The following is a 21,292-nucleotide window of genomic DNA, read 5'->3' on the forward strand; positions in this document are numbered from 1 at the left end:
GCTCCAATTACGTAGAGGGCGAGGCGAATCGGGTTATACTCCCGCTCTTTACATCCGCATCCCCAGATACAGGTGAATTTCGTGAGCCAGCCTACGCCAGCCGTGCGTACCTTCCAAGACCTGATCCTCGCCCTGCAGAACTACTGGGCCGAGCAAGGTTGTGTGGTACTTCAGCCCTACGATATGGAAGTAGGCGCCGGCACTTTCCACACCGCCACCTTCCTGCGCGCCGTGGGCCCGGAGACCTGGAACGCCGCCTACGTGCAACCCAGCCGTCGCCCTGCCGACGGACGGTACGGCGAGAACCCCAACCGCCTGCAGCACTACTACCAGTTCCAGGTCGTCCTCAAGCCGAACCCGGCCAACTTCCAGGAACTGTACCTGGGCTCGCTCAAGGCCATCGGTCTGGATCCGCTGGTCCACGACATCCGCTTCGTCGAAGACAACTGGGAATCGCCGACCCTCGGCGCCTGGGGTCTGGGCTGGGAAATCTGGCTCAACGGCATGGAAGTCACCCAGTTCACCTACTTCCAGCAGGTCGGCGGCATAGAGTGCTATCCGGTCACCGGCGAAATCACCTATGGCCTGGAACGCCTGGCCATGTATATCCAGGGCGTCGACTCGGTGTATGACCTGGTCTGGGCCGACGGTCCGTTCGGCAAGGTCAGCTATGGCGACGTGTTCCACCAGAACGAAGTGGAACAGTCGACCTACAACTTCGAGCACGCCAACGTCGAGAAGCTGTTCGAGCTGTTCGACTTCTACGAAAGCGAAGCCAACCGCCTGATCAAGCTGGAGCTGCCGCTGCCGACCTACGAAATGGTCCTGAAGGCGTCGCACACCTTCAACCTGCTCGACGCCCGCCGCGCCATCTCGGTGACCGAGCGCCAGCGCTACATCCTGCGCGTGCGCACCCTGGCCCGCGACGTGGCGCAAAGCTATCTGCAAGCCCGTGCACGCCTGGGCTTCCCGATGGCCACCCCCGAACTGCGTGATGAAGTACTGGCCAAGCTGGAGGCTGCACAATGAGTGCGCAAGATTTCCTGGTTGAACTGGGCACCGAAGAGCTGCCACCCAAAGCCCTTGCCACCCTCGGCGACGCCTTCCTGGCCGGCATCGAGAAAGGCCTGCAGGCCGCCGGCCTGAACTACACCGGCAAGTCGGTGTACGCCGCGCCCCGTCGCCTGGCCGTGCTGATCCGCCAGCTCGACGTGCAGCAGCCCGACCGCAGCATCAACATCGACGGCCCGCCCCGCCAGGCCGCATTCGACGCCGACGGCAACCCCACCCAGGCCGCCCTGGGTTTCGCCAAGAAATGTGGCGTGGAGCTCGCGGAAATCGACCAGAGCGGCGCCAAGCTGCGCTTCTCCCAGCACATTCCGGGCAAGGCCACCGCCAGCCTGCTGCCGACCATCGTCGAGGACTCGCTCAACGACCTGCCGATTCCCAAGCGCATGCGCTGGGCCGCCAGCCGCGAAGAGTTCGTGCGTCCGACCCAATGGCTGGTGATGCTGCTGGGCGACCAGGTCGTCGATTGCACCCTGCTGTCGCAGAAAGCCGGCCGCGATTCGCGCGGTCACCGCTTCCACCACCCGGAAAACGTGACCATCAGCGCCCCGGCCAACTACGTCGAGGACCTGCGCAAGGCCTATGTGCTGGCTGATTTCTCCGAGCGCCGCGCGCTGATCGCCAAGCGCACCGAAGAACTGGCCCGTCAGCAGGAAGGCACGGCCATCGTACCGCCCGCCCTGCTGGATGAAGTGACCGCGCTGGTGGAATGGCCGGTGCCGCTGGTGTGCTCGTTCGAGGAACGCTTCCTCGACGTGCCCCAGGAAGCGCTGATCACCACCATGCAGGACAACCAGAAGTACTTCTGCCTGCTCGACAGCGAAGGCAAGCTGCTGCCGCGCTTCATCACCGTGGCCAACGTCGAGAGCCGCGACCCGCAGCAGATCGTGCACGGCAATGAGAAGGTGGTGCGTCCACGCCTGACCGACGCCGAGTTCTTCTTCAAGCAAGACAAGAAGCAAAAGCTGGAAACCTTCAACGAACGCCTGAAGAACGTCGTGTTCCAGGCGCAGTTGGGCACGGTCTTCGACAAAGCCGAGCGGGTGTCCAAGCTGGCGGCCTACATCGCGCCGTTCATCGGTGGCAGCGCCATCAATGCTGGGCGCGCGGGCCTGCTGTCCAAGTGCGACCTGGCCACCGAAATGGTCGGTGAATTCCCTGAAATGCAAGGCATCGCCGGCTACTACTACGCCGTCAACGACGGCGAAGCGCAGGACGTCGCCCTGGCCTTGAACGAGCAGTACATGCCGCGCGGTGCCGGCGCCGAGTTGCCCGAGACCCTCACCGGGGCCGCCGTGGCCATCGCCGACAAGCTCGACACCCTGGTCGGCATCTTCGGCATCGGCATGCTGCCCACCGGCAGCAAAGACCCCTACGCCCTGCGGCGTGCCGCGCTGGGTGTGCTGCGCATCCTGATCGAGAAGCAGCTCGACCTGGACCTGACCGCGGCGGTCGAGTTCGCGGTCAAGCAGTACGGCGCCAAGGTCAAGGCTGCGGGCCTGGCCGAACAGGTGCTCGAATTCATCTTCGACCGCTTGCGTGCGCGCTATGAAGACGAAGGCGTGGACGTGGCCACCTACCTCTCGGTGCGCGCCCTGAAACCGTCGTCGGCCCTGGACTTCGACCAGCGCGTGCAAGCCGTGCAGGCCTTCCGCAAGCTGCCCGAGGCCGATGCCCTGGCCGCCGTGAACAAGCGCGTGTCGAACCTGCTGAGCAAGGCCGAGGGCGCCATCGCCGAGCAGGTGGAGCCGAAGTACTTCGACAACGCCAACGAGTTCTCGCTGTACTCGGCGATCCAGCAAGCCGACCAGGCCGTTCAGCCCATGGCTGCAGCCCGTCAGTACCGCGAGTCGCTGGCGCGCCTGGCCGCGCTGCGCGACCCGGTCGATGCCTTCTTCGAGGCAGTGATGGTCAATGCCGAGGACGCCAAGGTGCGCGCCAACCGCTATGCCTTGCTCAGCCGCCTGCGCGGTCTGTTCCTGGGCGTCGCCGACATCTCGCTGCTGGGGTAAGCCTTGAAACTGCTGATACTCGATCGCGACGGTGTGATCAACCATGACTCCGACGCCTACATCAAGTCGCTGGACGAGTGGATCCCCATTCCCGGCGCGATCGAAGCCATCGCGCAGTTGAGTCAGGCGGGCTGGACGGTGGCCGTGGCCACCAACCAGTCCGGCATTGCCCGCGGTTACTACTCGCTCGAGACGCTCGAAGCCATGCACGCGCGGCTGCGCGCGCTGGTCGCCGAGCAGGGTGGCGAGCTGGGGCAGATCGTCTATTGCCCGCACGGTCCGGACGAAGGCTGCGATTGCCGCAAGCCCAAGCCGGGCATGCTGCGGGCAATCGCCGAGCATTATCAAGCGCCGTTGGCCGGTGTATGGTTCGTCGGCGACAGTGCGGGTGACCTGCAAGCGGCCGTGGCCGTCGCAGCACAACCGGTGCTGGTGAAAACCGGCAAGGGTCTGCGGACCCTGGACAAGGGTGTCCCATCCGGCACCTTGATTTACGACGATCTGGCAGCCATTGCCAGAGCACTCATTTAAAGCACGCGCCGGTTGGCGCGCTTTCTCAGGCGGGCATGTCCCGCAACGGTACATGCCACTATGTCGATCCTGCAGGCGATCAGAATCTTTCTTTTTTACCTGCTGCTGGGCACCAGTTCGCTGCTGTGGTGCTCACTGAGCTTCTTCATCGCGCCGTTCCTGTCGTTCCCACGGCGCTACCGTTTCATCAATGTCTATTGGTGCCGCTGCGCCTTGTTCCTGACGCGCACGATCCTCGGTATCGACTACAAGATCACCGGCGCCGAGCACGTACCGCAGCAGCCATGCGTGATTCTGGCCAACCACCAGAGCACGTGGGAGACGTTCTTCCTGTCGGCCTACTTCTCGCCGCTGAGCCAAGTGCTCAAGCGTGAGCTGCTGTATGTGCCGTTCTTCGGCTGGGCGATGGCCATGCTGCGGCCCATCGCCATCGACCGCAACAATCCCAAGGAAGCCCTGCGTCATGTGGCCAGCAAGGGCGACGAACTGCTCAAGCAGGGCGTGTGGGTACTGATCTTCCCGGAAGGCACGCGCGTGCCGTTCGGCCAGGTAGGTAAATTCTCCCGTGGCGGCACGGCGCTGGCCGTGAACGCCGGCCTGCCGGTACTGCCCATCGCCCACAACGCCGGCAAATTCTGGCCCAAGACCGGCTGGGGCAAACGCTCGGGCACCATCGAGGTCATCATCGGTGAGCCAATGTACGCCACCGGTACCGGACCGCGCGCCATCGCCGAGCTCAACGACCGCGCCCAGGCCTGGAACGAAGCCCGCCAACGGGAGATGGGCTCGCTGCCTGCAACGCAGGAAAGCGACGCAACTCCGGTCGCTTGAGAACTGTGGATAAGTTGTTAGCAATTTGGCGATTAGTCGTCAGGAATTAGAGATAAGTGTTTGAATTAAAAGCTTATTTCCCTGTATGACGAGTTCTTGAAAATCGTGCATAAGTTTTTTGCGGCTTAAAAAAACCGGCTCTTACAGCCGGTTTTTTCATGGCTTCCCGTCAGCTATCAGACCTTATCGATATCCACATCCCGGGTCTCTTTCAGGCAGAAGATCCCCACCACCAGGCTGACACCGGTGATCAACACCGGATACCACAGCCCATAGAAGATATCCCCCGTGTACACCACCAGCGCGAACGACACGGTGGGCAGGAACCCGCCGAACCAGCCATTGCCGATGTGATAGGGCAATGACATCGAGGTGTAGCGAATACGCGTGGGGAACAGCTCCACCATTACCGCCGCGAGCGGGCCGTAGGTCATGGTTGCGATCAGGATCATCGCCACGATCAGCACCACCACCATCACCTGGTTGACCTGGGCGGGATCGGCCTTGGCGGGATAGCCGGCCTGCTCGACGGCTGCCCGCATCGCCGCCTCATCGAAACCGTTGATGGTCTTGTCACCGATGCTCACCGACACCTCGCTCCCGGTCGCGGCCACTGAGCTGTACGGCAGGCCCTGCTTGACCAGGAACGTCTTGACCTTGTCGCAGGGGCTGTCGAAACGGGCCTTGCCTACGGGATCGAACTGGAAGGTACAGCCCTGCGGATCGGCACTGACCACGATCGGCGACTGACGGCTGGCCGCGTCGATCTGCGGGTTGGCGTAGTGGCTGAGGGCTTTGAACATAGGGAAATAGCACAGCGTGGCCAGCAGCAGACCGATCATCAGGATCGGCTTGCGGCCCACGCGGTCCGACAGCCAGCCGAAGAAGACGAAGAACGGCGCACCGATCACCACGCTGATGATCAGCAGGGTGTTGGCCTGGGCGGGGTCCATCTTGAGCATCTGGGTGAGGAAGAACAGCACGTAGAACTGCGCCGTGTAGAAGGTCACGGCCTGCCCGGCGTTGATGCTGAACAGCGCGGTGAGCACCACCTTCAGGTTCGGCCAGGAGGTGAACGACTCGCGAATCGGCGATTTGCTGACCTTGCCCTGCGCCTTCATTTTCACGAAGGCCGGAGACTCATGCATGCTCATCCGTATCCAGGTGGAAATGCCCAGCAGCACGATGGACAGCAGGAAGGGCAGGCGCCAACCCCAGGTTTCGAACTGATCGCCACTGATGTAGCGGCTGCCTAGCACCACCACCAGCGACAGCAGCAGCCCCAAGGTGGCGGTGGACTGAATGAAACCGGTGTGGAAACCGCGCTTGCCCGGTGGCGCATGTTCGGCGACGTAAGTGGCCGCACCGCCGTATTCCCCCCCCAGGGCCAGGCCTTGAAGCATGCGCAGGATCACCAGGATGATCGGCGCGGCGATGCCGATGCTGGCATAGGTGGGCAGCAGGCCCACCGCGAAGGTCGACAGGCCCATCAGTACGATGGTGATCAGGAAGGTGTACTTGCGTCCGATCATGTCGCCCAGGCGCCCGAACACCAAGGCACCGAAGGGCCTCACCAGGAAGCCTGCGGCGAAGGCCATCAGGGCGAAGATGAACGCCGTGGTGTCGTTGACCCCCGCGAAGAACTGCTTGCTGATCACCGCCGCCAGCGCGCCATAAAGGAAGAAGTCATACCACTCGAACACCGTGCCCAGGGATGAAGCGAAAATGATCTTGCGTTCCTCGCGGCGGCTGCTGGAAGCGGCGGCGCCCTGTTGCTGGATGTAGTCCGACATCGTTGCTGTCCTCGGCCCGCAGGCCACAGTGATTATTGTTCTTGTTCCACTGTCGGCGGCCCTCGACTCCAAGGCTGCCGGTGTGTTGCACGCGCCCGGTCAGGGCGTCGGTATCGCGTTGCTGTCGCTGAGCATGAGATGGCTGGGGGTGCCCTTGAGAATCAGCTGCGCCGCCTTCTCGGCAATCATCAAGGTGGGTGAGCAGGTATTGCCGGAAACGATCTGCGGCATGATCGAGGCATCGGCCACCCGCAGGCCGGGGATGCCGTGAACGCGTAACTGGTTATCCACAACGTCCAGCGCGCCGCTGCCCATGCGGCAGGTCCCGACCGGATGGAAGATGGTGGTGCCGATCTTGCCGGCCGCCTCGTACAGCTGTTCTTCGGTGTCCAAGGCGGCGCCCGGCAAATACTCCTTGGGATCGAAGATCGCCAGGGCAGGGGCCTGGACGATGCGCCGGGTGAGGCGAATGCTGTCGGCGGCGACTTTCAGGTCCTGGGCATCGCTGAGGTAGTTGGGGTCGATCAGCGGCGCCGCGTTCATGTCGGCCGAGCGGATGTCGATCCGTCCCCGGCTGGCCGGACGCAGGTTGCACACCGAGGCGGTGAACGCCGGGAAACGGTGCAGGGGCTCACCGAAGCGTTCGAGCGACAGCGGCTGCACGTGATACTGCACATTGGCCGACGCTTGCTCAGGCCCAGAACGCACGAACGCACCCAACTGACTCGGCGCCATGGCCAGCGGACCGCTGCGGTCATAGAGGTAGCGCAGGCCCATGCCCAACTTGCCCCACAGGCTGTTGGCCATCTGGTTGAGGGTATGGGTGTTGCGAATCTGATAGATCAGGCGCAGTTGCAGGTGATCCTGCAGGTTGCCGCCGACACCTGGCAGTTCGTGACGAACGGTTATCCCCAAGTCATTGAGCAAGGCACGTGGGCCGATGCCAGAGCGTTGCAGGATGCCCGGCGAGCCAACCGAGCCTGCGCACAGGATGATCTCGCGGCGCGCGCCGAATTCATGCCAGGCGCCTTGCCAGCGCGCCTTCACGGCCGTGGCGCGGCTCTGGTTGAGCAGCACCTGATCCACCTGCACGTCGGTCAGAACGGTGAGGTTGGGGCGTGCCGCGATCGGCCGCAGGAATGCCTTGGCGGCGTTCCAGCGCACACCGCTGCGCTGATTGACCTGAAAGTATCCACAGCCTTCGTTGTCGCCGGTGTTGAAATCCGCCACCTTGGCCACACCGCTCTGCTCGGCGGCGTCGCGGAAGGCATCGAGGATGGGCCAACTGTAGCGTTGCTGCTCGACCCGCCATTCACCCGCAGCGCCATGACTCTCACTGGCGCCCGCGAAGTGGTTTTCGCTGGCCTTGAACAGCGGCAGCACGTCCTTCCAGGCCCAACCGGCATTGCCCTGTTCGGCCCAGCGATCATAGTCGGCCGCCTGACCGCGCATGTAGATCATGCCGTTGATGGACGAGCAGCCACCCAGTACCTTGCCGCGCGGGTAACCCAGGCTGCGACCGTCCAGCCCAGGCTGCGCTTCGGTCTTGAAGCACCAGTCGGTGCGCGGATTACCGATGCAGTACAGGTAACCGACAGGGACGTGAATCCAGGGGTAGTTGTCGCGGCCGCCCGCTTCGAGCAGCAGTACGCGACAGGCAGGATCGGCGGACAATCGATTGGCCAGTAGACATCCGGCGGGACCGGCGCCTACCACGACGTAGTCGTAGAGAGAATCGGCTGATGGCATGGGGCAACCTCGGGCCTGATTTTTTATTCTTGTCCCGATTCATCTTAGTGAGTAATTTCGCGGATGAAACACGAGTTTTCGCGCAGCCGTTGTGCGTTTTAGCACAGCGTTATCTTTTCTTAGGCGTCCGCATCCTCCGTTGTGACGGCGGTGTGCCGGCCCATGGAACCGAGACAGTGATCGGCATGTTCGACTGGAACGACCTGCGATTTTTCCTGGAGCTGCAGCGCAGTGGTCGCCTGCTCACCGCAGCCAAGCGCCTCAACACCACCCACAGCACCGTGGCCCGGCATATCGAGAACATCGAGCAGAGCCTGGGCACCGCGCTGTTCGTCCAGCACGCCCAAGGCTACGAACTGACACCCTCCGGCCAGGCCTTGCTCAAGCACGCCAAGGCCATGGAGAACGTGGCCTTGCTGGCGCAGGAGGAAATCACCCAGGCAATCACCCCGCTGGGCAAGATCCGTCTGGGCGTGACCGAAGGCATCGGCATCATGTTCTTCACCCCACGGCTGGGCGTGTTGTTCGAGCGCTATCCGGGGCTGGAGGTGGAACTGGTGGCGGTGCCACGTTTCGTCAGCATCCTCAATCGCGAGGCGGAAATCAGCATCCACTTGGAACGGCCCAATGCCGATCTGTTGATCACCCGCAAACTCACCGACTACCGCCTGGCGCTCTACGCCAGCCAAGCCTACCTGGACCGTGCCGCGCCGCTGCAAAGCCGCGAGGACCTGGCCCGTCATAGCTGGATCGGCTACGTCGACGATCTGATCTTCAGCCAGGAACTGCTGTTCCTCAACAGCTTCTGCAGAGCCCCGAGCGTGGTCTTTCGCAGCACCAGCGTGATCGCCCAGCAGCAGGCGGCCCGCGCGGGCCTGGGCATTGCCGTACTGCCCAACTACATGGCACGACATGACCCCGGGCTGGTCCGCGTGCTGCCCAGCGAGACCATCCAGCGCAGCTACTGGATCTGTACCCGGCGCGAACTGCACAAGTCCGTGCGCCTGCGCGTGGTCTGGGATTACCTGCTCACGCTGTGCGCCGAGCAGCAGCACGAACTGCTAGCCGAGTAGTACCTTGGCCGCCAGCGACACTGCGGCGGCGATACCCACCAGGGCGAACAGTTGCTGGAGGCGCGGGCCGGCCAATTTTCCAGCGAGTGGGCGAGCGGCCAACAGGCCGAGGACCGCGCCTGCGGCGAATGGCGCACCGACCTGCCAATGCATCACGCCACCTAGGCTGGCGCTGACCACGCTGCCGGCGGACACCAGCGCGATCACCGCCAGCGAGGTGGCGACAATGCTCTTCATGTCCAGGTTGGTGTAACGGTTCAAGGCGGGAATGATGACGAATCCGCCGCCCACGCCCAGCAGCCCCGACAGCACGCCGGACACCGCGCCGGTCAGTGCCAAGGCGCGGGCGCAGGGCAAGGTCCAGCGCAGACGACCCTGCAATGGGTTGAGCACACAGGGCATGATCTGCCGCTCGGCGCAGGCCGACTCACCCGCCAGTTCGCGCTTGGCCTTGCGCCAGATCCGCAGGCAGGCATACACCAGCACGACCGAGAACACCAACGCCAGCGGCCCGTTCGGCAACCGATGAGCGAGCACCAGCCCCAGTGGCGCACAGACGATACCGATGACGGCGATGAGCAGCGCCGCACGGTAGCGCACTCGGCCCTGCCGCAGTCCCAGCACCGCCCCCACCGCCGCCGCCAGCCCCACGGCCAGCAGGCCGATGGGCGCCGCTTCGACCATCGACAACCCCAGCCCGAAGACCAGCAAGGGCACGGCCAGAATGCCGCCACCAGCACCGGTCAATGCCAGGACCGCACCGATGACGGCGCCCAGACCAGCGCCGAGCACTTGATGTTCGATCACTTGGACGTCTCGGTTACCAGGGGTTGTGGCCGCGCCAACCACTCGTGGCCCTTGAGCATGGCCTTCCAGTACAACGGCGGCAGTACCCGAGCCTTGAGCAGCCAGGCCAACCGCGTGGGCTTGCGGCCATCAAGCAGCCAGCGCGGGAAACTGGGCGCGAGCTTGCCGCCGTAGGTGAACTCGGCCAAGACGATCTTGCCGCGCTCCACGGTGAGTGGGCATGAACCATAGCCGTCATAGGCGGCCAGCTTGGACAGACGCCCCAGTGCGACCAGCACATTGTTGGCCACCACCGGTGCCTGCTTGCGCGCGGCAGCGGCAGTCTTGGCATTGCTGGTGTTGATGACGTCTCCCAGTGCATGGATGTCGGCGAACTGGCGATGCCGCAGGCTGTGCGGGTCGACATCCACCCAACCGGCTGCATCGGCGAGGGGGCTCTGGCGAATGAAGTCCGGGGCCACTTGTGGCGGCACCACGTGCAGGAAGTCGAAGGGCTCGGTGCGCGTCTCGCTGCTGCCATCGGCCAAGGTTCGCACGAAGGTGGCGCGCTGAGCGGGACCGTCCACTGCCACCAGACGCTGGCTGTAGTTGAGGTCGACCCCGTACTTGTCGATATAGCTCATCAGCGCCGGAACATAGTCGGCCACGCCGAACAGCACGGCGCCGGCGTTGAAGAAGGCCGGCTTGATCGCGCCTAGGCGACCTGCGCGCAACCAGTGATCGCAGGACAGGTACAGCGCTTTCTGCGGCGCGCCGGCGCACTTGATCGGCATCGGCGGCTGAGTGAACAGCGCCCGTCCTTGTTGCAGCGACTGCACCAGCTTCCAGGTGTAGGGGGCGAGGTCGTAACGGTAGTTGGAGGTCACCCCGTTGCGGCCAAGCGTTTCGTCCAGGCCCTCGATGGCGCCCCAGTCCAGCGTGAGCCCAGGACAGACCACCAACTGCTGGTAGCTCAACGTGCGGCCATCCTCCAGCATCACCTGGCGCTGCTCGGGGGCGAAGCCGGTCACCCGCGACTGAATCCAGCGCACGCCGGAAGGCAGTAGATCGGCGGTGTTGCGGGCGGTGGAGGGGGCATCGAATACACCCGCGCCCACCATGGTCCAGCCCGGCTGGTAGTAGTGGATGGCGGAGGGGTCGATGAGGGTGATCTCGAGCGATGGATCGCGCTTGATCAAACTGGAAGCCGTGGCGATACCGGCGGCACCAGCACCGACGATCAGCACCTGATGGTGGTCAGCAGCGGCGGGAGAAGCAAGCAGGGCAGGCATGGGAGTTCCTTTGAATTCTGGTTATGGGAGCCGCAGGCTCAGAGCAGGTTGAGCGGGATCTTCAGGTAGCGCACGCCGTTGTCTTCGGGCTCCGGCATTTGGCCGCTGCGCATGTTGATCTGCACGGAGGGCAGGATCAGAACCGGCATTTCCAACGTGGCGTCACGAGCCTCACGCATGGACACGAAACTGTCCTCGCTGACGCCTTCGTGGATGTGCACGTTGTGGGCACGCTGTTCGGCCACCGTGGTGACGTACTGCATCTCGCGACCACCTGGCAGGTAGTCGTGACACATGAACAGGCGAGTCTGCTCCGGGAGTGCCAGCAAGCGACGGATCGATCGGTACAAGGTACGGGCGCTGGCGCCGGGGAAGTCGCAGCGGGCCGTTCCGTAGTCAGGCATGAACAGCGTATCGCCGACGAACACGGCCCTCTCACCGGCATCCTCGACTTGGTAGCTCATACAGGCCGGCGTATGACCTGGCGTGTGCAGCGCCCGAGCCTGCAGGTTGCCGATGCGAAAACGGTCGTTATCACTAAACAGCACGTCGAACTGACTGCCGTCGCGGGCGAACCCTGAGTCGGCGTTGAACAGCGAACCGAAGGTTTTCTGCACCTGGGTGATCTGCGCGCCGATGCCGATCTGGCCGCCGAGACGCTGCTTGAGATAGGCCGCTGCGGACAGGTGATCGGCATGGACATGCGTCTCCAGAATCCACTGCACCTTGGCGCCCAGGGCCTCGACGCGGGCGATGAGTTGGTCGGCAGAGTGCTGATCGGTGCGTCCGGACTTCGGGTCGTAATCCAGCACACTGTCGATCAGGGCGCAGTACCGGGTTTCCCGGTCCATCACCAAGTAGCTGATGGTGGAGGTCGCCGGGTCGTACAAGGCTTCCACATGAAGGTTGTTGCCAATGATCATCACAGTCTCCAAAACGCTGCCTCGCCTGAACAGAAGCGTCGGCAGGGACTGAGCATTGTTCAAGATGCATGCCAGGCCATTTCCGACAGGGATTTCCCCTAATCACGGGGGTGTTCCTACCGCTTAGGGGATCGCTGCCAGCGGGGATGGCAGACATCTGACAGCGACTGGCAGTGATTGGCAGTCCTTGCTAACCTCGCTGGCAGTTCCCTCCGGTGCCCTTATGTCCGAGCTCGCGGCTGCACACCATCCTGCCATCCTGGCGCTGGTTTCCTATTTGGAACACGATGCGCTGCCCAGCATCGTGCTCGATACCGACTACAACATCCTGGCCGCCAATGCGGCTTATCGGCGCCAGTTCGCCATAGAGGATCGTGCGCCCCTGGGCGAGAAATGCCATCGGGTGTCCCATCACTATGCGGTGCCCTGCGATCAGGCCGGCGAGCACTGTCCGATGCGCAAGGCGTGGGACAGCAAGGTGCCGGAGCGGGTCTTGCACATTCATCACACCCCGCGTGGACCGGAACATGTCGACGTGGAACTGCGGCCCATCCTGGACGAACAGGGCAGGGTGGTCGCGTTCGTCGAACGCCTGACCAGCATCACCCTCGCTGCAGCCCAGCCCCAGCAGCAAGGCCTGGTCGGACAGTCCAGCGCGTTCAAGGCGGCGCTGGCCAGTCTGCAACGTGCTGCACCCGCGCAGATTCCTGTGCTGCTTCAGGGTGAATCAGGCACCGGTAAGGAGTTGTTCGCCCGTGCATTGCACTTGGGTAGCCCGCGGGCCAATGGTCCGCTGGTGGTGGTCGATTGCACCGGGCTGACCGAGTCGCTGTTCGAGAGCGAACTGTTCGGTTACGAGAAGGGTGCATTTACCGGGGCGACCCAACGCAAAATCGGCCTGGCCGAGGCCGCCCATGGGGGCACGCTGTTCCTCGATGAAATCGGCGAAGTGCCGTTGGCCATGCAGGTCAAGTTGCTGAGGCTCATCGAGACCGGGAGCTTCAGACCGGTAGGCAGTCTGCGCACCGTGCACTCGGATTTCCGTCTGGTCTCGGCCACCCACAAACCACTCAAGGCCATGGTGGCCGACGGCAGCTTCCGCGAAGACCTTTACTACCGCATCAGCGGCTTCCCCATTCGCCTACCTGCGTTGCGCGAGCGGGTCGAAGACCTGCCGCTGTTGATCGACAGTCTGCTGCAACGCATTGCAGGCAAAGGCAAAGCTCAGGTGGACACGGATGCGCTGGAGCGGCTTAGCCTGCATCCGTTTCCCGGAAACATTCGTGAACTGCGCAACCTGTTGGAGCGTGCCTGGCTGTTCGCCGACGACGGTGTGATTCGCGCAAACCATCTGCTGGATGAGGGCGGTGCGCTGGCCCCTTTGGGCACGAACAAACGTGAATTGCATGAACTGAAGGCACTGGCTCAAGCGCTGGACAGTTTCAACGGCTCTCGACGTGAGCTTGCTAAACAGCTTGGAATGAGTGAGCGGACACTTTATCGGCGGCTTAGAGATCTCGAGTCATGAGCAGTTTTTTTGAGTGTTTCACGTGGAACATTCCTGAGTGGGAACAAAAAAGCCAAGGCGGGTGAGGCCTTGGCTTTTTTGATGCGCTAACGGTGGAGGACGATTAGAAGTCCAGGTTAGACACCGACAGGGCATTGCTTTCGATGAAGTCGCGGCGCGGCTCGACAGCGTCGCCCATCAGGGTGTTGAACAGCTGGTCGGCTGCGATGGCATCCTCGATGGTGACCTTGAGCATACGGCGCACAGTTGGATCCATGGTGGTTTCCCACAACTGATCCGGGTTCATCTCACCCAGTCCTTTGTATCGCTGGATCGTGTGGCGCTTGGTGCTTTCGTTCATCAACCAGTCCAAGGCTTCCTTGAACTCGGTCACCGCCTTGCGACGCTCACCGCGCTGAACATAAGCGCCTTCACCGAGCAGCGTCGCCAGCTTGTTACCCAGACCCACGACCGAGCGGTAGTCGTTGCTGCCGAAGAAGTCTCGGTTGAAGGTCACGTAGCTGGCCTGGCCGTGGGAAGTAACTTCCACTTCCGGCAGCCACAGACTGCGCTCCTTGTCCTCGCGCAGGCTGACCTTGTAGCTCAAACCGGACTTCTGGCAACTATTCAGGCGCTCCTGGAGTTTGGGCAGCCAGGCTTGCATGGTGGCGTGCTCGCCCAGGTGAGCGTGAGTGATCTCTGGCAGGTAGATGAAGTGCTCGGTCAGCTCTTCCGGGTACAGGCGAGACAGGCGCTTGAGCGTCTTCATTACCGTACGGAAGTCGTTGACCAAGGACTCGAGCTGGACACCGGACACGGCGGGCGCAGACTCGTCCAAGTGCAGGCTGGCATCTTCGAGGGCCGACTGGGTCATGTATTCCTCCATGGCCTCGTCGTCCTTGATGTACTGCTCCTGCTTACCACGCTTGACCTTGTACAGCGGCGGCTGAGCGATGTAGATATAGCCACGCTCGACCAACTCGGGCAACTGGCGGAAGAAGAAGGTCAGCAGCAGCGTACGGATGTGCGAACCGTCGACGTCAGCATCGGTCATGATGATGATGTTGTGGTAGCGCAGTTTCTCGATGTTGTACTCGTCGCGACCGATGCCACAGCCCAGCGCAGTGATCAGCGTGCCGACCTCCTGGGAGGAGATCATCTTATCGAAGCGCGCTTTTTCGACGTTCAGGATCTTACCCTTCAATGGCAGGATCGCTTGAGTGCGACGGTTACGGCCTTGCTTGGCTGACCCACCTGCAGAGTCGCCCTCCACCAAGTACAGTTCGGAAAGGGCAGGATCCTTTTCCTGGCAGTCTGCCAGTTTGCCCGGCAGACCGGCGATATCCAGCGCACCTTTACGGCGGGTCATCTCCCGCGCTTTACGCGCTGCTTCTCGAGCACGCGCTGCGTCGATCATCTTGCCGACCACTGCCTTGGCTTCGTTGGGGTTCTCCAACAGGAAGTCGGCGAAGTACTTGTTCATCTCCTGTTCCACGGCGGTCTTCACCTCCGAGGAGACCAGCTTGTCCTTGGTCTGCGAGCTGAACTTGGGATCCGGCACTTTGACCGAAATGATCGCAGTCAGGCCTTCTCGCGCATCGTCACCCGTGGTCGCAACCTTGTTCTTCTTGGCCAGACCTTCTTGCTCGATGTAGTTGTTCAAGCTGCGGGTCAGCGAAGAGCGGAAGCCCACCAGGTGAGTACCGCCATCGCGCTGAGGAATGTTGTTGGTGAAGCACAGCAGGTTTTCGTTGAAGCTGTCGTTCCACTGCAACGCGACTTCAACGCCCACACCATCGTCTCGCTGGACGTTGAAGTGGAACACCTGAGAGTTGACCGGCGTCTTGTTGGTGTTCAGGAAGTCGACGAAGGCGCGCAGACCGCCCTCATACTTGAAGAACTCTTCCTTGCCCGACCGCTCATCCTTCAGCAGGATGCCGACACCCGAGTTGAGGAAAGAGAGCTCACGAATCCGCTTCGCCAGGATGTCCCAGCTGAAGTGAATGTTCTTGAAGGTTTCAGCCGAGGGCTTGAAGTGGATGTGGGTACCGGTGGTTTCGCTTTCACCGACAACCGCCATTGGCGCCTGTGGTACGCCATGAACGTAGGTCTGCTCCCAGATCTTGCCGCTGCGACGCACGGTCAACACCAGTTTTTCCGAAAGCGCGTTCACTACGGAGACGCCTACACCGTGCAGACCGCCGGATACTTTGTAGGAGTTGTCATCGAATTTACCGCCTGCGTGCAGGACGGTCATGATGACCTCAGCGGCGGAAACCCCTTCTTCCTTGTGTACGTCGACCGGAATACCGCGACCGTTGTCGCGCACGCTGATCGATTCGTCAGGGTGAATGATGACGGTGATGTCATCGCAATGACCGGCGAGCGCCTCGTCGATCGAGTTGTCGACCACTTCGAAGACCATGTGGTGCAGGCCGCTACCATCATCGGTGTCGCCAATGTACATGCCGGGACGCTTGCGCACGGCATCCAGCCCTTTCAGCACCTTGATGCTGGAGGAATCGTACGTTTGATTTTCGCTCATGCCTTCACTCCCGGTGGTCGTGGGTCTGGGTGATACGGCCTTGTTCCACGTGGAACAAAGCAACTGGCGTATCCGTCTGCCAGCCTTCCCTCAGTAATTCGTGATCTACACAGGTGATGAACACCTGGCAGCGTAATTCTTCAAGCAAGCGGCATAGCGCACGGCGGTGCTGCTCGTCCAGTTCGGACGGCAAGTCATCCACCAGATAAATACACTGACCGCGGCGAGCCTGGCTAACCAAGTGCCCCTGAGCAATACGCAGGGCACAAACCACCAGTTTTTGCTGACCCCGTGAGAGGATGTCGGCCGCGTTGTTGGCGCCCAATCTCAGACGTAGATCTGCACGCTGAGGACCGGCCTGGGTGTGGCCCATCTGCTGGTCTCTAAGCAGCGCAGTGGACAGGACATCGCTAAGATCCCGATCCTTGTCCCAGCCTCGATAGTAGCTAAGGGTCAATCCGTCCAGCTCGACCAGTTCACTCAGGGTTCGCTCGAAGACGGGCTTCAAGGCCTTGATGTAGTTGCGACGGTATTCATCTATTTCCGCGCTGGCGAGACACAATTCCCGGTCCCAGGCGGCTTGCGAAGCGGCGTCAAGTGTACCATGTCGCAGCCACGAGTTCCGCTGCCGCAGGGCCTTCTGCAGGCGCTGCCAGGTAGCCATGAATCGAGGTTCCACGTGGAACACACCCCAATCCAAAAACTGTCGGCGTACCTTGGGGGCGCCTTCCAATAGCCGGAAGCTGTCGGGGTTGATCAGTTGTAGGGGGAGCATCTCAGCCAATTGAGCCGCGCTGCGTGCGTTCTGGCCATCTATGCGAATCGTGAAATCGCCCTGCCGCTCACGCGAAACACCCAGGTTACTGGTCGCCCCGTCTGACACCTCAACCTGACCGAAAACCGTACAGGTCGGCTGCTCGTATTGAATGACAGGATTCAGGCGAGTGCTGCGAAACGAGCGCGCTAGCCCAAGCAGATGAACCGCTTCGAGCACACTGGTCTTGCCGCTGCCATTAGCGCCGTAGAGGATGTTGATGCGGGGGGAGGGAGAGAGGGTCACCGGGTGCAGGTTTCGCACCGCGGTGACCGACAGACGTCGAAGGGACATTGGGCCTGCTACGGTTACAGGCGCATCGGCATGACGACATAGGACGAGTCGTCATTGCCGGCTTCCTGCAACAGCGCACTGCTGTTGGAGTCGGCCAGGATCAAACGAACTTGCTCAGTGGTCATCACACCCAAAACGTCCAGCAGGTAGCTGACGTTGAAGCCGATCTCCAACGAGCCGCCTTCGTAGTCCACGCTGATCTCTTCCTCGGCTTCTTCCTGCTCCGGGTTGTTGGCCTGAATCTTGAGCTGACCCGAAGCCAATTGCAGACGGATGCCACGGTACTTTTCGTTGGAGAGAATCGCGGTACGGCTGAACGCTTCACGCAGGGCCTGGCGATCACCCACGACCAACTTGTCGCCGCCCTTAGGCAGTACACGCTCGTAATCAGGGAATTTGCCATCGACCAGTTTGGAGGTGAAGGTGAACTCACCCGTGGTCGCGCGAATATGGTGCTGGCCCAGCACGATGCTGACCATACCTTCCGGGTCGGTCAGCAGTCGGGCCAGTTCAAGAATACCTTTGCGCGGCACGATGACCTGATGGCGTTCGGCCTGACCAATCTGCGCGTGCATTGCGCACAGCGCAAGACGATGGCCGTCGGTGGCGACAGCGCGCAGTGTGTCGGTCGAGACTTCCAACAACATACCGTTGAGGTAGTAGCGCACATCCTGCTGAGCCATTGCGAAGCTGGTGCGCTCGATCAAGCGACGCAGCTTGCTCTGCTCCAGATTGCAGGTCAGCGACCCCGGACCTTCCTCTACAGTGGGGAAATCATTGGCGGGCAGCGTGGACAGGGTGAAGCGGCTGCGCCCGGCCTTGACCAACAACTTCTGCTCGTCGAGTTTGATATCGATCAGCGCGTCACTGGGCAGACTCTTGCAGATGTCCATCAGCTTACGTGCCGGAACGGTGATTTCGCCGGGCTCGGCCGACTCTTCCAATTGCACGCGGCCAACCAGTTCGACTTCCAGGTCGGTACCGGTCAACGACAGTTGCTGGCCTTGTACCACCAGCAGGACGTTGGACAGGACCGGCAAGGTCTGGCGGCGCTCGACGACGCCTGCGACCAGTTGCAGGGGTTTCAACAGGGCTTCGCGTTGAATGGTGAAATGCATGGTCTAGTCCCTTGCCTTCAATAAGCTGCGCCGTCACCCATCAGGTGGTCAGCGTGCGCAGCAGGTTCTTGTAGTCCTCGCGGATGTCCGCGTCGGATTCCTTCAATTCGTTGATCTTGCGGCAGGCGTGCAGCACCGTAGTGTGATCCCGGCCGCCGAACATGTCGCCGATCTCCGGCAAGCTGTGGTTGGTCAGCTCCTTGGACAGGGCCATGGCCACCTGACGCGGGCGAGCCACAGAGCGCGAACGGCGCTTGGACAACAGATCGGAGATCTTGATCTTGTAGTACTCGGCCACGGTGCGCTGGATGTTATCCACACTGACCAGCTTGTCTTGCAGTGCCAACAGATCCTTGAGCGACTCGCGGATCAATTCGATGGTGATATCACGCCCCATGAAGTGCGAATGGGCGATCACCCGCTTGAGCGCACCTTCCAGTTCGCGAACGTTGGAGCGAATACGCTGTGCGATGAAGAACGCAGCGTCGTGGGGCAGTTCCACCTTGGCCTGGTCGGCCTTCTTCATCAGGATCGCAACGCGAGTCTCCAGTTCAGGTGGCTCGACGGCAACCGTCAGGCCCCAACCGAACCGCGACTTGAGGCGTTCTTCCAGGCCTTCGATTTCCTTGGGATAGCGGTCGCTGGTGAGAATGACCTGCTGACCCCCCTCGAGCAACGCGTTGAAGGTGTGGAAAAACTCTTCCTGGGAACGCTCTTTGCGCGCGAAGAACTGGATGTCGTCGATCAACAGCGCGTCCACCGAGCGGTAGAACCGTTTGAATTCGTTGATCGCATTGAGCTGCAGGGCTTTGACCATGTCGGCGACGAAACGCTCGGAATGCAGGTAGACGACCTTGGCATTCGGGTTCTTCTTCAACAGGTGGTTACCCACAGCGTGCATCAAGTGGGTCTTACCCAAACCGACGCCACCATAAAGGAAGAGTGGGTTGTAGCCATGCTTGGGATTGTCGGCCACCTGCCAGGCGGCTGCGCGTGCCAACTGGTTGGACTTACCCTCGACGAAGGTTTCAAAGGTGAAGGTACGGTTCAAGTAACTGGTGTGCTTGAGCGCGCCCTCGACCTGCACAGTGCGTTGCTCGCTACGCGTGGCGGCAACTGGAGCTGGCGTCGGCTCGTCTGTGGTGTCGTAGACATTGTTGGCGGGCGATTCGGCTTCGCTGACCGACGCAGGCTCGACGGGAGCCACTGCGGCCGCGGCTACAGTTGGCGCAGCGGCGGGCTGCACCACCTGCTTGGCCTGAGTCTGAGCCAAAGATGCCGCCATCGCTGCACTCACCGGTGCGTTCGGGGCGGCCCTGGGCGCAGAACTACGACGACTGCCGATCAACAGCGAAAGCGCCGGCGCCAAACCGCTGCCTTGCTCACCGAGCAGTTCGAGCAGGCGGCCGAGGTACTTTTCATTGACCCAATCGAGGACAAAACGGTTAGGCGCATAGACGCGCAACTCGTCGCCTTCGGCTTCGACCTGTAGCGGACGGATCCAGGTGTTGAATTGCTGGGCAGGCAGTTCATCGCGCAGAAGCTCCACGCACTGCTGCCAAAGTTCCACTGACACGGATATCCCCTGAGTTGAAAGCCGGATGAGGCAAAAGCAAACCGCCATTGTACCGGGCGAGCGGCCACTTATCCACACGAGACCGAGGATTGGGACGTGCCATATCTGCCATTTAACGACCAGTACAACGCAGGGGAGCGCTCATAAGCACTGTGGATAACCCTGCATGAGGTCTATGCACAACCCTAGGGGCAACGCTGTGGATAAATCATCTGTGGGTAACAAGCCATTCCATCCACAGGATATTTGTCCGATGGGCACAGCCGCAGCACCTGTTACCGACACACTTATGATTCTCTGTACAGCCCATGAAATCTATCCTTCAGGCGGTTATCCACAGATACTTGTCCACATAAGATTTATAAGTTCTTCAGAAAAGCTTTAAATATGTCCTTTCTATTTTTCATGTTGAGCGACTGAACGTGCTCGATGGGCCGACCGGTGTTCAAGGCATCCGATTCACCAGAAAGGCGCACCTTCAAGGAATGTTGGTTGGAAATTGACCTATTGCCTTGCTTTCTCTAGAATCGCCGGTCTCTTAAAAAGGGGGCCATCCCGGCCCGTTGTCGACAACCCAGGTAACACGCCATGAAACGTACTTTCCAACCAAGCACCATCAAGCGCGCGCGCACCCACGGTTTCCGTGCTCGTATGGCCACCAAGAACGGCCGTGCCGTTCTGTCGCGTCGTCGTGCCAAAGGCCGTAAGCGTCTGGCCATTTGATTTTTCGGTACAGGTGGTGAGTCAGGACTTCAGTCGGGACAAGCGACTGCTTACACCCCGGCATTTCAAAGCGGTCTTTGACTCCCCAACCGGCAAGGTTCCAGGGAAAAACCTGCTTATCCTTGCTCGCGAGAACGGGTTGGATCATCCACGCCTCGGCTTGGTGATCGGCAAGAAGAGCGTCAAGCTCGCCGTTCAGCGCAATCGCCTCAAACGCTTGATGCGCGACTCGTTCCGTCTGAACCAGCACAGTCTGGCCGGGCTGGATATCGTGATCGTCGCGCGCAAGGGGTTGGGCGAGGTGGAAAACCCAGAATTGCACCAACACTTTGGCAAACTCTGGAAGCGCCTGGCCCGCGGTCGGCCCGCTCCAGCGGTACCTGCCGATTCCGCACGGGTAGACAGTCACGATGCGTAAACTGGCCCTCGTTCCGATCCAGTTCTACCGTTACGCCATTAGTCCTCTGATGGCCAGTCACTGTCGTTTCTATCCCAGTTGCTCCTGTTACGCGTACGAAGCCATTGAAAACCATGGCCTCCTGCGTGGCGGGTGGCTTGCCGTTCGTCGCCTGGGTCGTTGTCATCCGTGGAACGACGGCGGTTTCGATCCCGTCCCGCCAGCTCCTTCTTCCCGAACTTCTTCGATAGCCGAGTAAT

The 21,292-nt window shown here is 61.4% G+C and carries 18 protein-coding genes; 9 read left to right on the forward strand and 9 right to left on the reverse strand.

Going from position 1 to position 21,292, the window contains the following annotated elements; genetic code table 11:
* Window positions 1-81 precede the first annotated feature (81 nt).
* Genes glyQ through Q7C30_RS17180 form a run of 4 tightly spaced genes read left to right on the forward strand, consistent with a single transcriptional unit; the run spans window position 82 to window position 4,442 of the window.
* Window positions 82-1,029, forward strand: coding sequence for a glycine--tRNA ligase subunit alpha (gene glyQ / locus Q7C30_RS17165; RefSeq protein ID WP_029615043.1), 948 nt, complete (start codon window positions 82-84; stop codon window positions 1,027-1,029).
* A complete protein-coding gene (gene glyS / locus Q7C30_RS17170) occupies window positions 1,026-3,080 on the forward strand; it encodes a glycine--tRNA ligase subunit beta (protein ID WP_295485443.1) in 2,055 nt (684 codons plus the stop codon). Before glyQ ends, glyS begins: the two co-directional genes overlap by 4 nt.
* A 3-nt stretch (window positions 3,081-3,083) precedes the next feature.
* Entirely contained in the window at window positions 3,084-3,611 is a 528-nt protein-coding gene (gene gmhB / locus Q7C30_RS17175) for a D-glycero-beta-D-manno-heptose 1,7-bisphosphate 7-phosphatase (RefSeq protein ID WP_039582156.1), read from the forward strand.
* Window positions 3,612-3,671: 60 nt separating this feature from the next.
* Complete coding sequence (locus tag Q7C30_RS17180; RefSeq protein WP_039582158.1) at window positions 3,672-4,442, forward strand: lysophospholipid acyltransferase family protein; 771 nt, start codon at window positions 3,672-3,674, stop codon at window positions 4,440-4,442.
* Window positions 4,443-4,618: 176 nt separating this feature from the next.
* On the opposite strand, the gene Q7C30_RS17185 is transcribed toward Q7C30_RS17180, so the two are convergent.
* Window positions 4,619-6,235, reverse strand: a complete 1,617-nt coding sequence (locus tag Q7C30_RS17185; protein WP_039582160.1) for an MFS transporter — start codon at window positions 6,233-6,235, stop codon at window positions 4,619-4,621.
* A 99-nt stretch (window positions 6,236-6,334) separates the two neighbouring features.
* Window positions 6,335-7,984: a GMC family oxidoreductase N-terminal domain-containing protein gene (locus tag Q7C30_RS17190; protein WP_317872214.1), complete on the reverse strand. Its 1,650-nt coding sequence runs from the start codon at window positions 7,982-7,984 to the stop codon at window positions 6,335-6,337.
* A 185-nt stretch (window positions 7,985-8,169) separates the two neighbouring features.
* Between Q7C30_RS17190 and Q7C30_RS17195 the strand changes: the two genes are divergently transcribed.
* A complete protein-coding gene (locus tag Q7C30_RS17195) occupies window positions 8,170-9,057 on the forward strand; it encodes a LysR family transcriptional regulator (RefSeq protein ID WP_317872215.1) in 888 nt (295 codons plus the stop codon).
* Here the strand turns inward: Q7C30_RS17195 and Q7C30_RS17200 are convergent.
* The 3 genes from Q7C30_RS17200 to Q7C30_RS17210 are packed head-to-tail and all read right to left on the reverse strand — an operon-like array spanning window position 9,046 to window position 12,058.
* Complete coding sequence (locus tag Q7C30_RS17200) at window positions 9,046-9,864, reverse strand: sulfite exporter TauE/SafE family protein (protein ID WP_317872216.1); 819 nt, start codon at window positions 9,862-9,864, stop codon at window positions 9,046-9,048. The two genes, Q7C30_RS17195 and Q7C30_RS17200, sit on opposite strands and share 12 nt — an antisense overlap.
* Entirely contained in the window at window positions 9,861-11,135 is a 1,275-nt protein-coding gene (locus Q7C30_RS17205) for an FAD/NAD(P)-binding oxidoreductase (RefSeq protein ID WP_317872217.1), read from the reverse strand. The genes Q7C30_RS17200 and Q7C30_RS17205 overlap by 4 nt, the downstream gene beginning before the upstream one ends.
* Window positions 11,136-11,173: 38 nt before the next feature.
* Window positions 11,174-12,058 (reverse strand): MBL fold metallo-hydrolase, encoded by an 885-nt coding sequence (locus tag Q7C30_RS17210; RefSeq protein ID WP_317872218.1) that lies wholly within the window; start codon window positions 12,056-12,058, stop codon window positions 11,174-11,176.
* A gap of 223 nt (window positions 12,059-12,281) precedes the next feature.
* Between Q7C30_RS17210 and Q7C30_RS17215 the strand changes: the two genes are divergently transcribed.
* The gene (locus Q7C30_RS17215; protein ID WP_029614312.1) at window positions 12,282-13,586 is read left to right on the forward strand and encodes a sigma 54-interacting transcriptional regulator; all 1,305 of its coding nucleotides are present in this window, start codon (window positions 12,282-12,284) and stop codon (window positions 13,584-13,586) included.
* Between the two features lie 103 nt (window positions 13,587-13,689).
* On the opposite strand, the gene gyrB is transcribed toward Q7C30_RS17215, so the two are convergent.
* The 4 genes from gyrB to dnaA are packed head-to-tail and all read right to left on the reverse strand — an operon-like array spanning window position 13,690 to window position 19,912.
* Entirely contained in the window at window positions 13,690-16,110 is a 2,421-nt protein-coding gene (gene gyrB / locus Q7C30_RS17220; protein ID WP_029614321.1) for a DNA topoisomerase (ATP-hydrolyzing) subunit B, read from the reverse strand.
* A 4-nt stretch (window positions 16,111-16,114) separates the two neighbouring features.
* Window positions 16,115-17,218, reverse strand: coding sequence for a DNA replication/repair protein RecF (gene recF, locus Q7C30_RS17225; RefSeq protein ID WP_317872219.1), 1,104 nt, complete (start codon window positions 17,216-17,218; stop codon window positions 16,115-16,117).
* Between the two features lie 14 nt (window positions 17,219-17,232).
* A complete protein-coding gene (dnaN, locus tag Q7C30_RS17230; protein ID WP_029614323.1) occupies window positions 17,233-18,336 on the reverse strand; it encodes a DNA polymerase III subunit beta in 1,104 nt (367 codons plus the stop codon).
* 40 nt (window positions 18,337-18,376) lie between these two features.
* Window positions 18,377-19,912 carry a chromosomal replication initiator protein DnaA gene (gene dnaA / locus Q7C30_RS17235; RefSeq protein WP_039582181.1) on the reverse strand — a complete coding sequence of 512 codons (1,536 nt, stop codon included), beginning with the start codon at window positions 19,910-19,912 and terminating at the stop codon, window positions 18,377-18,379.
* A 588-nt stretch (window positions 19,913-20,500) separates the two neighbouring features.
* On the opposite strand from dnaA, the gene rpmH reads away from it, so the two are divergent.
* The 3 genes from rpmH to yidD are packed head-to-tail and all read left to right on the forward strand — an operon-like array spanning window position 20,501 to window position 21,291.
* The gene (rpmH, locus tag Q7C30_RS17240) at window positions 20,501-20,635 is read left to right on the forward strand and encodes a 50S ribosomal protein L34 (protein WP_003253163.1); all 135 of its coding nucleotides are present in this window, start codon (window positions 20,501-20,503) and stop codon (window positions 20,633-20,635) included.
* Between the two features lie 13 nt (window positions 20,636-20,648).
* Complete coding sequence (rnpA, locus tag Q7C30_RS17245) at window positions 20,649-21,053, forward strand: ribonuclease P protein component (RefSeq protein ID WP_295485490.1); 405 nt, start codon at window positions 20,649-20,651, stop codon at window positions 21,051-21,053.
* Window positions 21,046-21,291 (forward strand): membrane protein insertion efficiency factor YidD, encoded by a 246-nt coding sequence (gene yidD / locus Q7C30_RS17250; protein ID WP_011536514.1) that lies wholly within the window; start codon window positions 21,046-21,048, stop codon window positions 21,289-21,291. Before rnpA ends, yidD begins: the two co-directional genes overlap by 8 nt.
* Window position 21,292 lies beyond the last annotated feature (1 nt).

This window comes from Pseudomonas sp. RAC1 (assembly GCF_030658255.1).
Taxonomy (GTDB): Bacteria; Pseudomonadota; Gammaproteobacteria; order Pseudomonadales; family Pseudomonadaceae; genus Aquipseudomonas; species Aquipseudomonas boreofloridensis.

Coding starts and splice junctions, on each gene's coding strand:
- recF (WP_317872219.1), bottom strand. CDS start 17,218: ATGTCCCTTCGACGTCTGTCGGTCACCGCGGTGCGAAACCTGCACCCG.
- Q7C30_RS17185 (WP_039582160.1), bottom strand. CDS start 6,235: ATGTCGGACTACATCCAGCAACAGGGCGCCGCCGCTTCCAGCAGCCGC.
- gyrB (WP_029614321.1), bottom strand. CDS start 16,110: ATGAGCGAAAATCAAACGTACGATTCCTCCAGCATCAAGGTGCTGAAA.
- Q7C30_RS17205 (WP_317872217.1), bottom strand. CDS start 11,135: ATGCCTGCCCTGCTTGCTTCTCCCGCCGCTGCTGACCACCATCAGGTG.
- Q7C30_RS17195 (WP_317872215.1), top strand. CDS start 8,170: ATGTTCGACTGGAACGACCTGCGATTTTTCCTGGAGCTGCAGCGCAGT.
- Q7C30_RS17210 (WP_317872218.1), bottom strand. CDS start 12,058: ATGATCATTGGCAACAACCTTCATGTGGAAGCCTTGTACGACCCGGCG.
- Q7C30_RS17190 (WP_317872214.1), bottom strand. CDS start 7,984: ATGCCATCAGCCGATTCTCTCTACGACTACGTCGTGGTAGGCGCCGGT.
- dnaN (WP_029614323.1), bottom strand. CDS start 18,336: ATGCATTTCACCATTCAACGCGAAGCCCTGTTGAAACCCCTGCAACTG.
- Q7C30_RS17180 (WP_039582158.1), top strand. CDS start 3,672: ATGTCGATCCTGCAGGCGATCAGAATCTTTCTTTTTTACCTGCTGCTG.
- glyS (WP_295485443.1), top strand. CDS start 1,026: ATGAGTGCGCAAGATTTCCTGGTTGAACTGGGCACCGAAGAGCTGCCA.
- yidD (WP_011536514.1), top strand. CDS start 21,046: ATGCGTAAACTGGCCCTCGTTCCGATCCAGTTCTACCGTTACGCCATT.
- Q7C30_RS17215 (WP_029614312.1), top strand. CDS start 12,282: ATGTCCGAGCTCGCGGCTGCACACCATCCTGCCATCCTGGCGCTGGTT.
- rpmH (WP_003253163.1), top strand. CDS start 20,501: ATGAAACGTACTTTCCAACCAAGCACCATCAAGCGCGCGCGCACCCAC.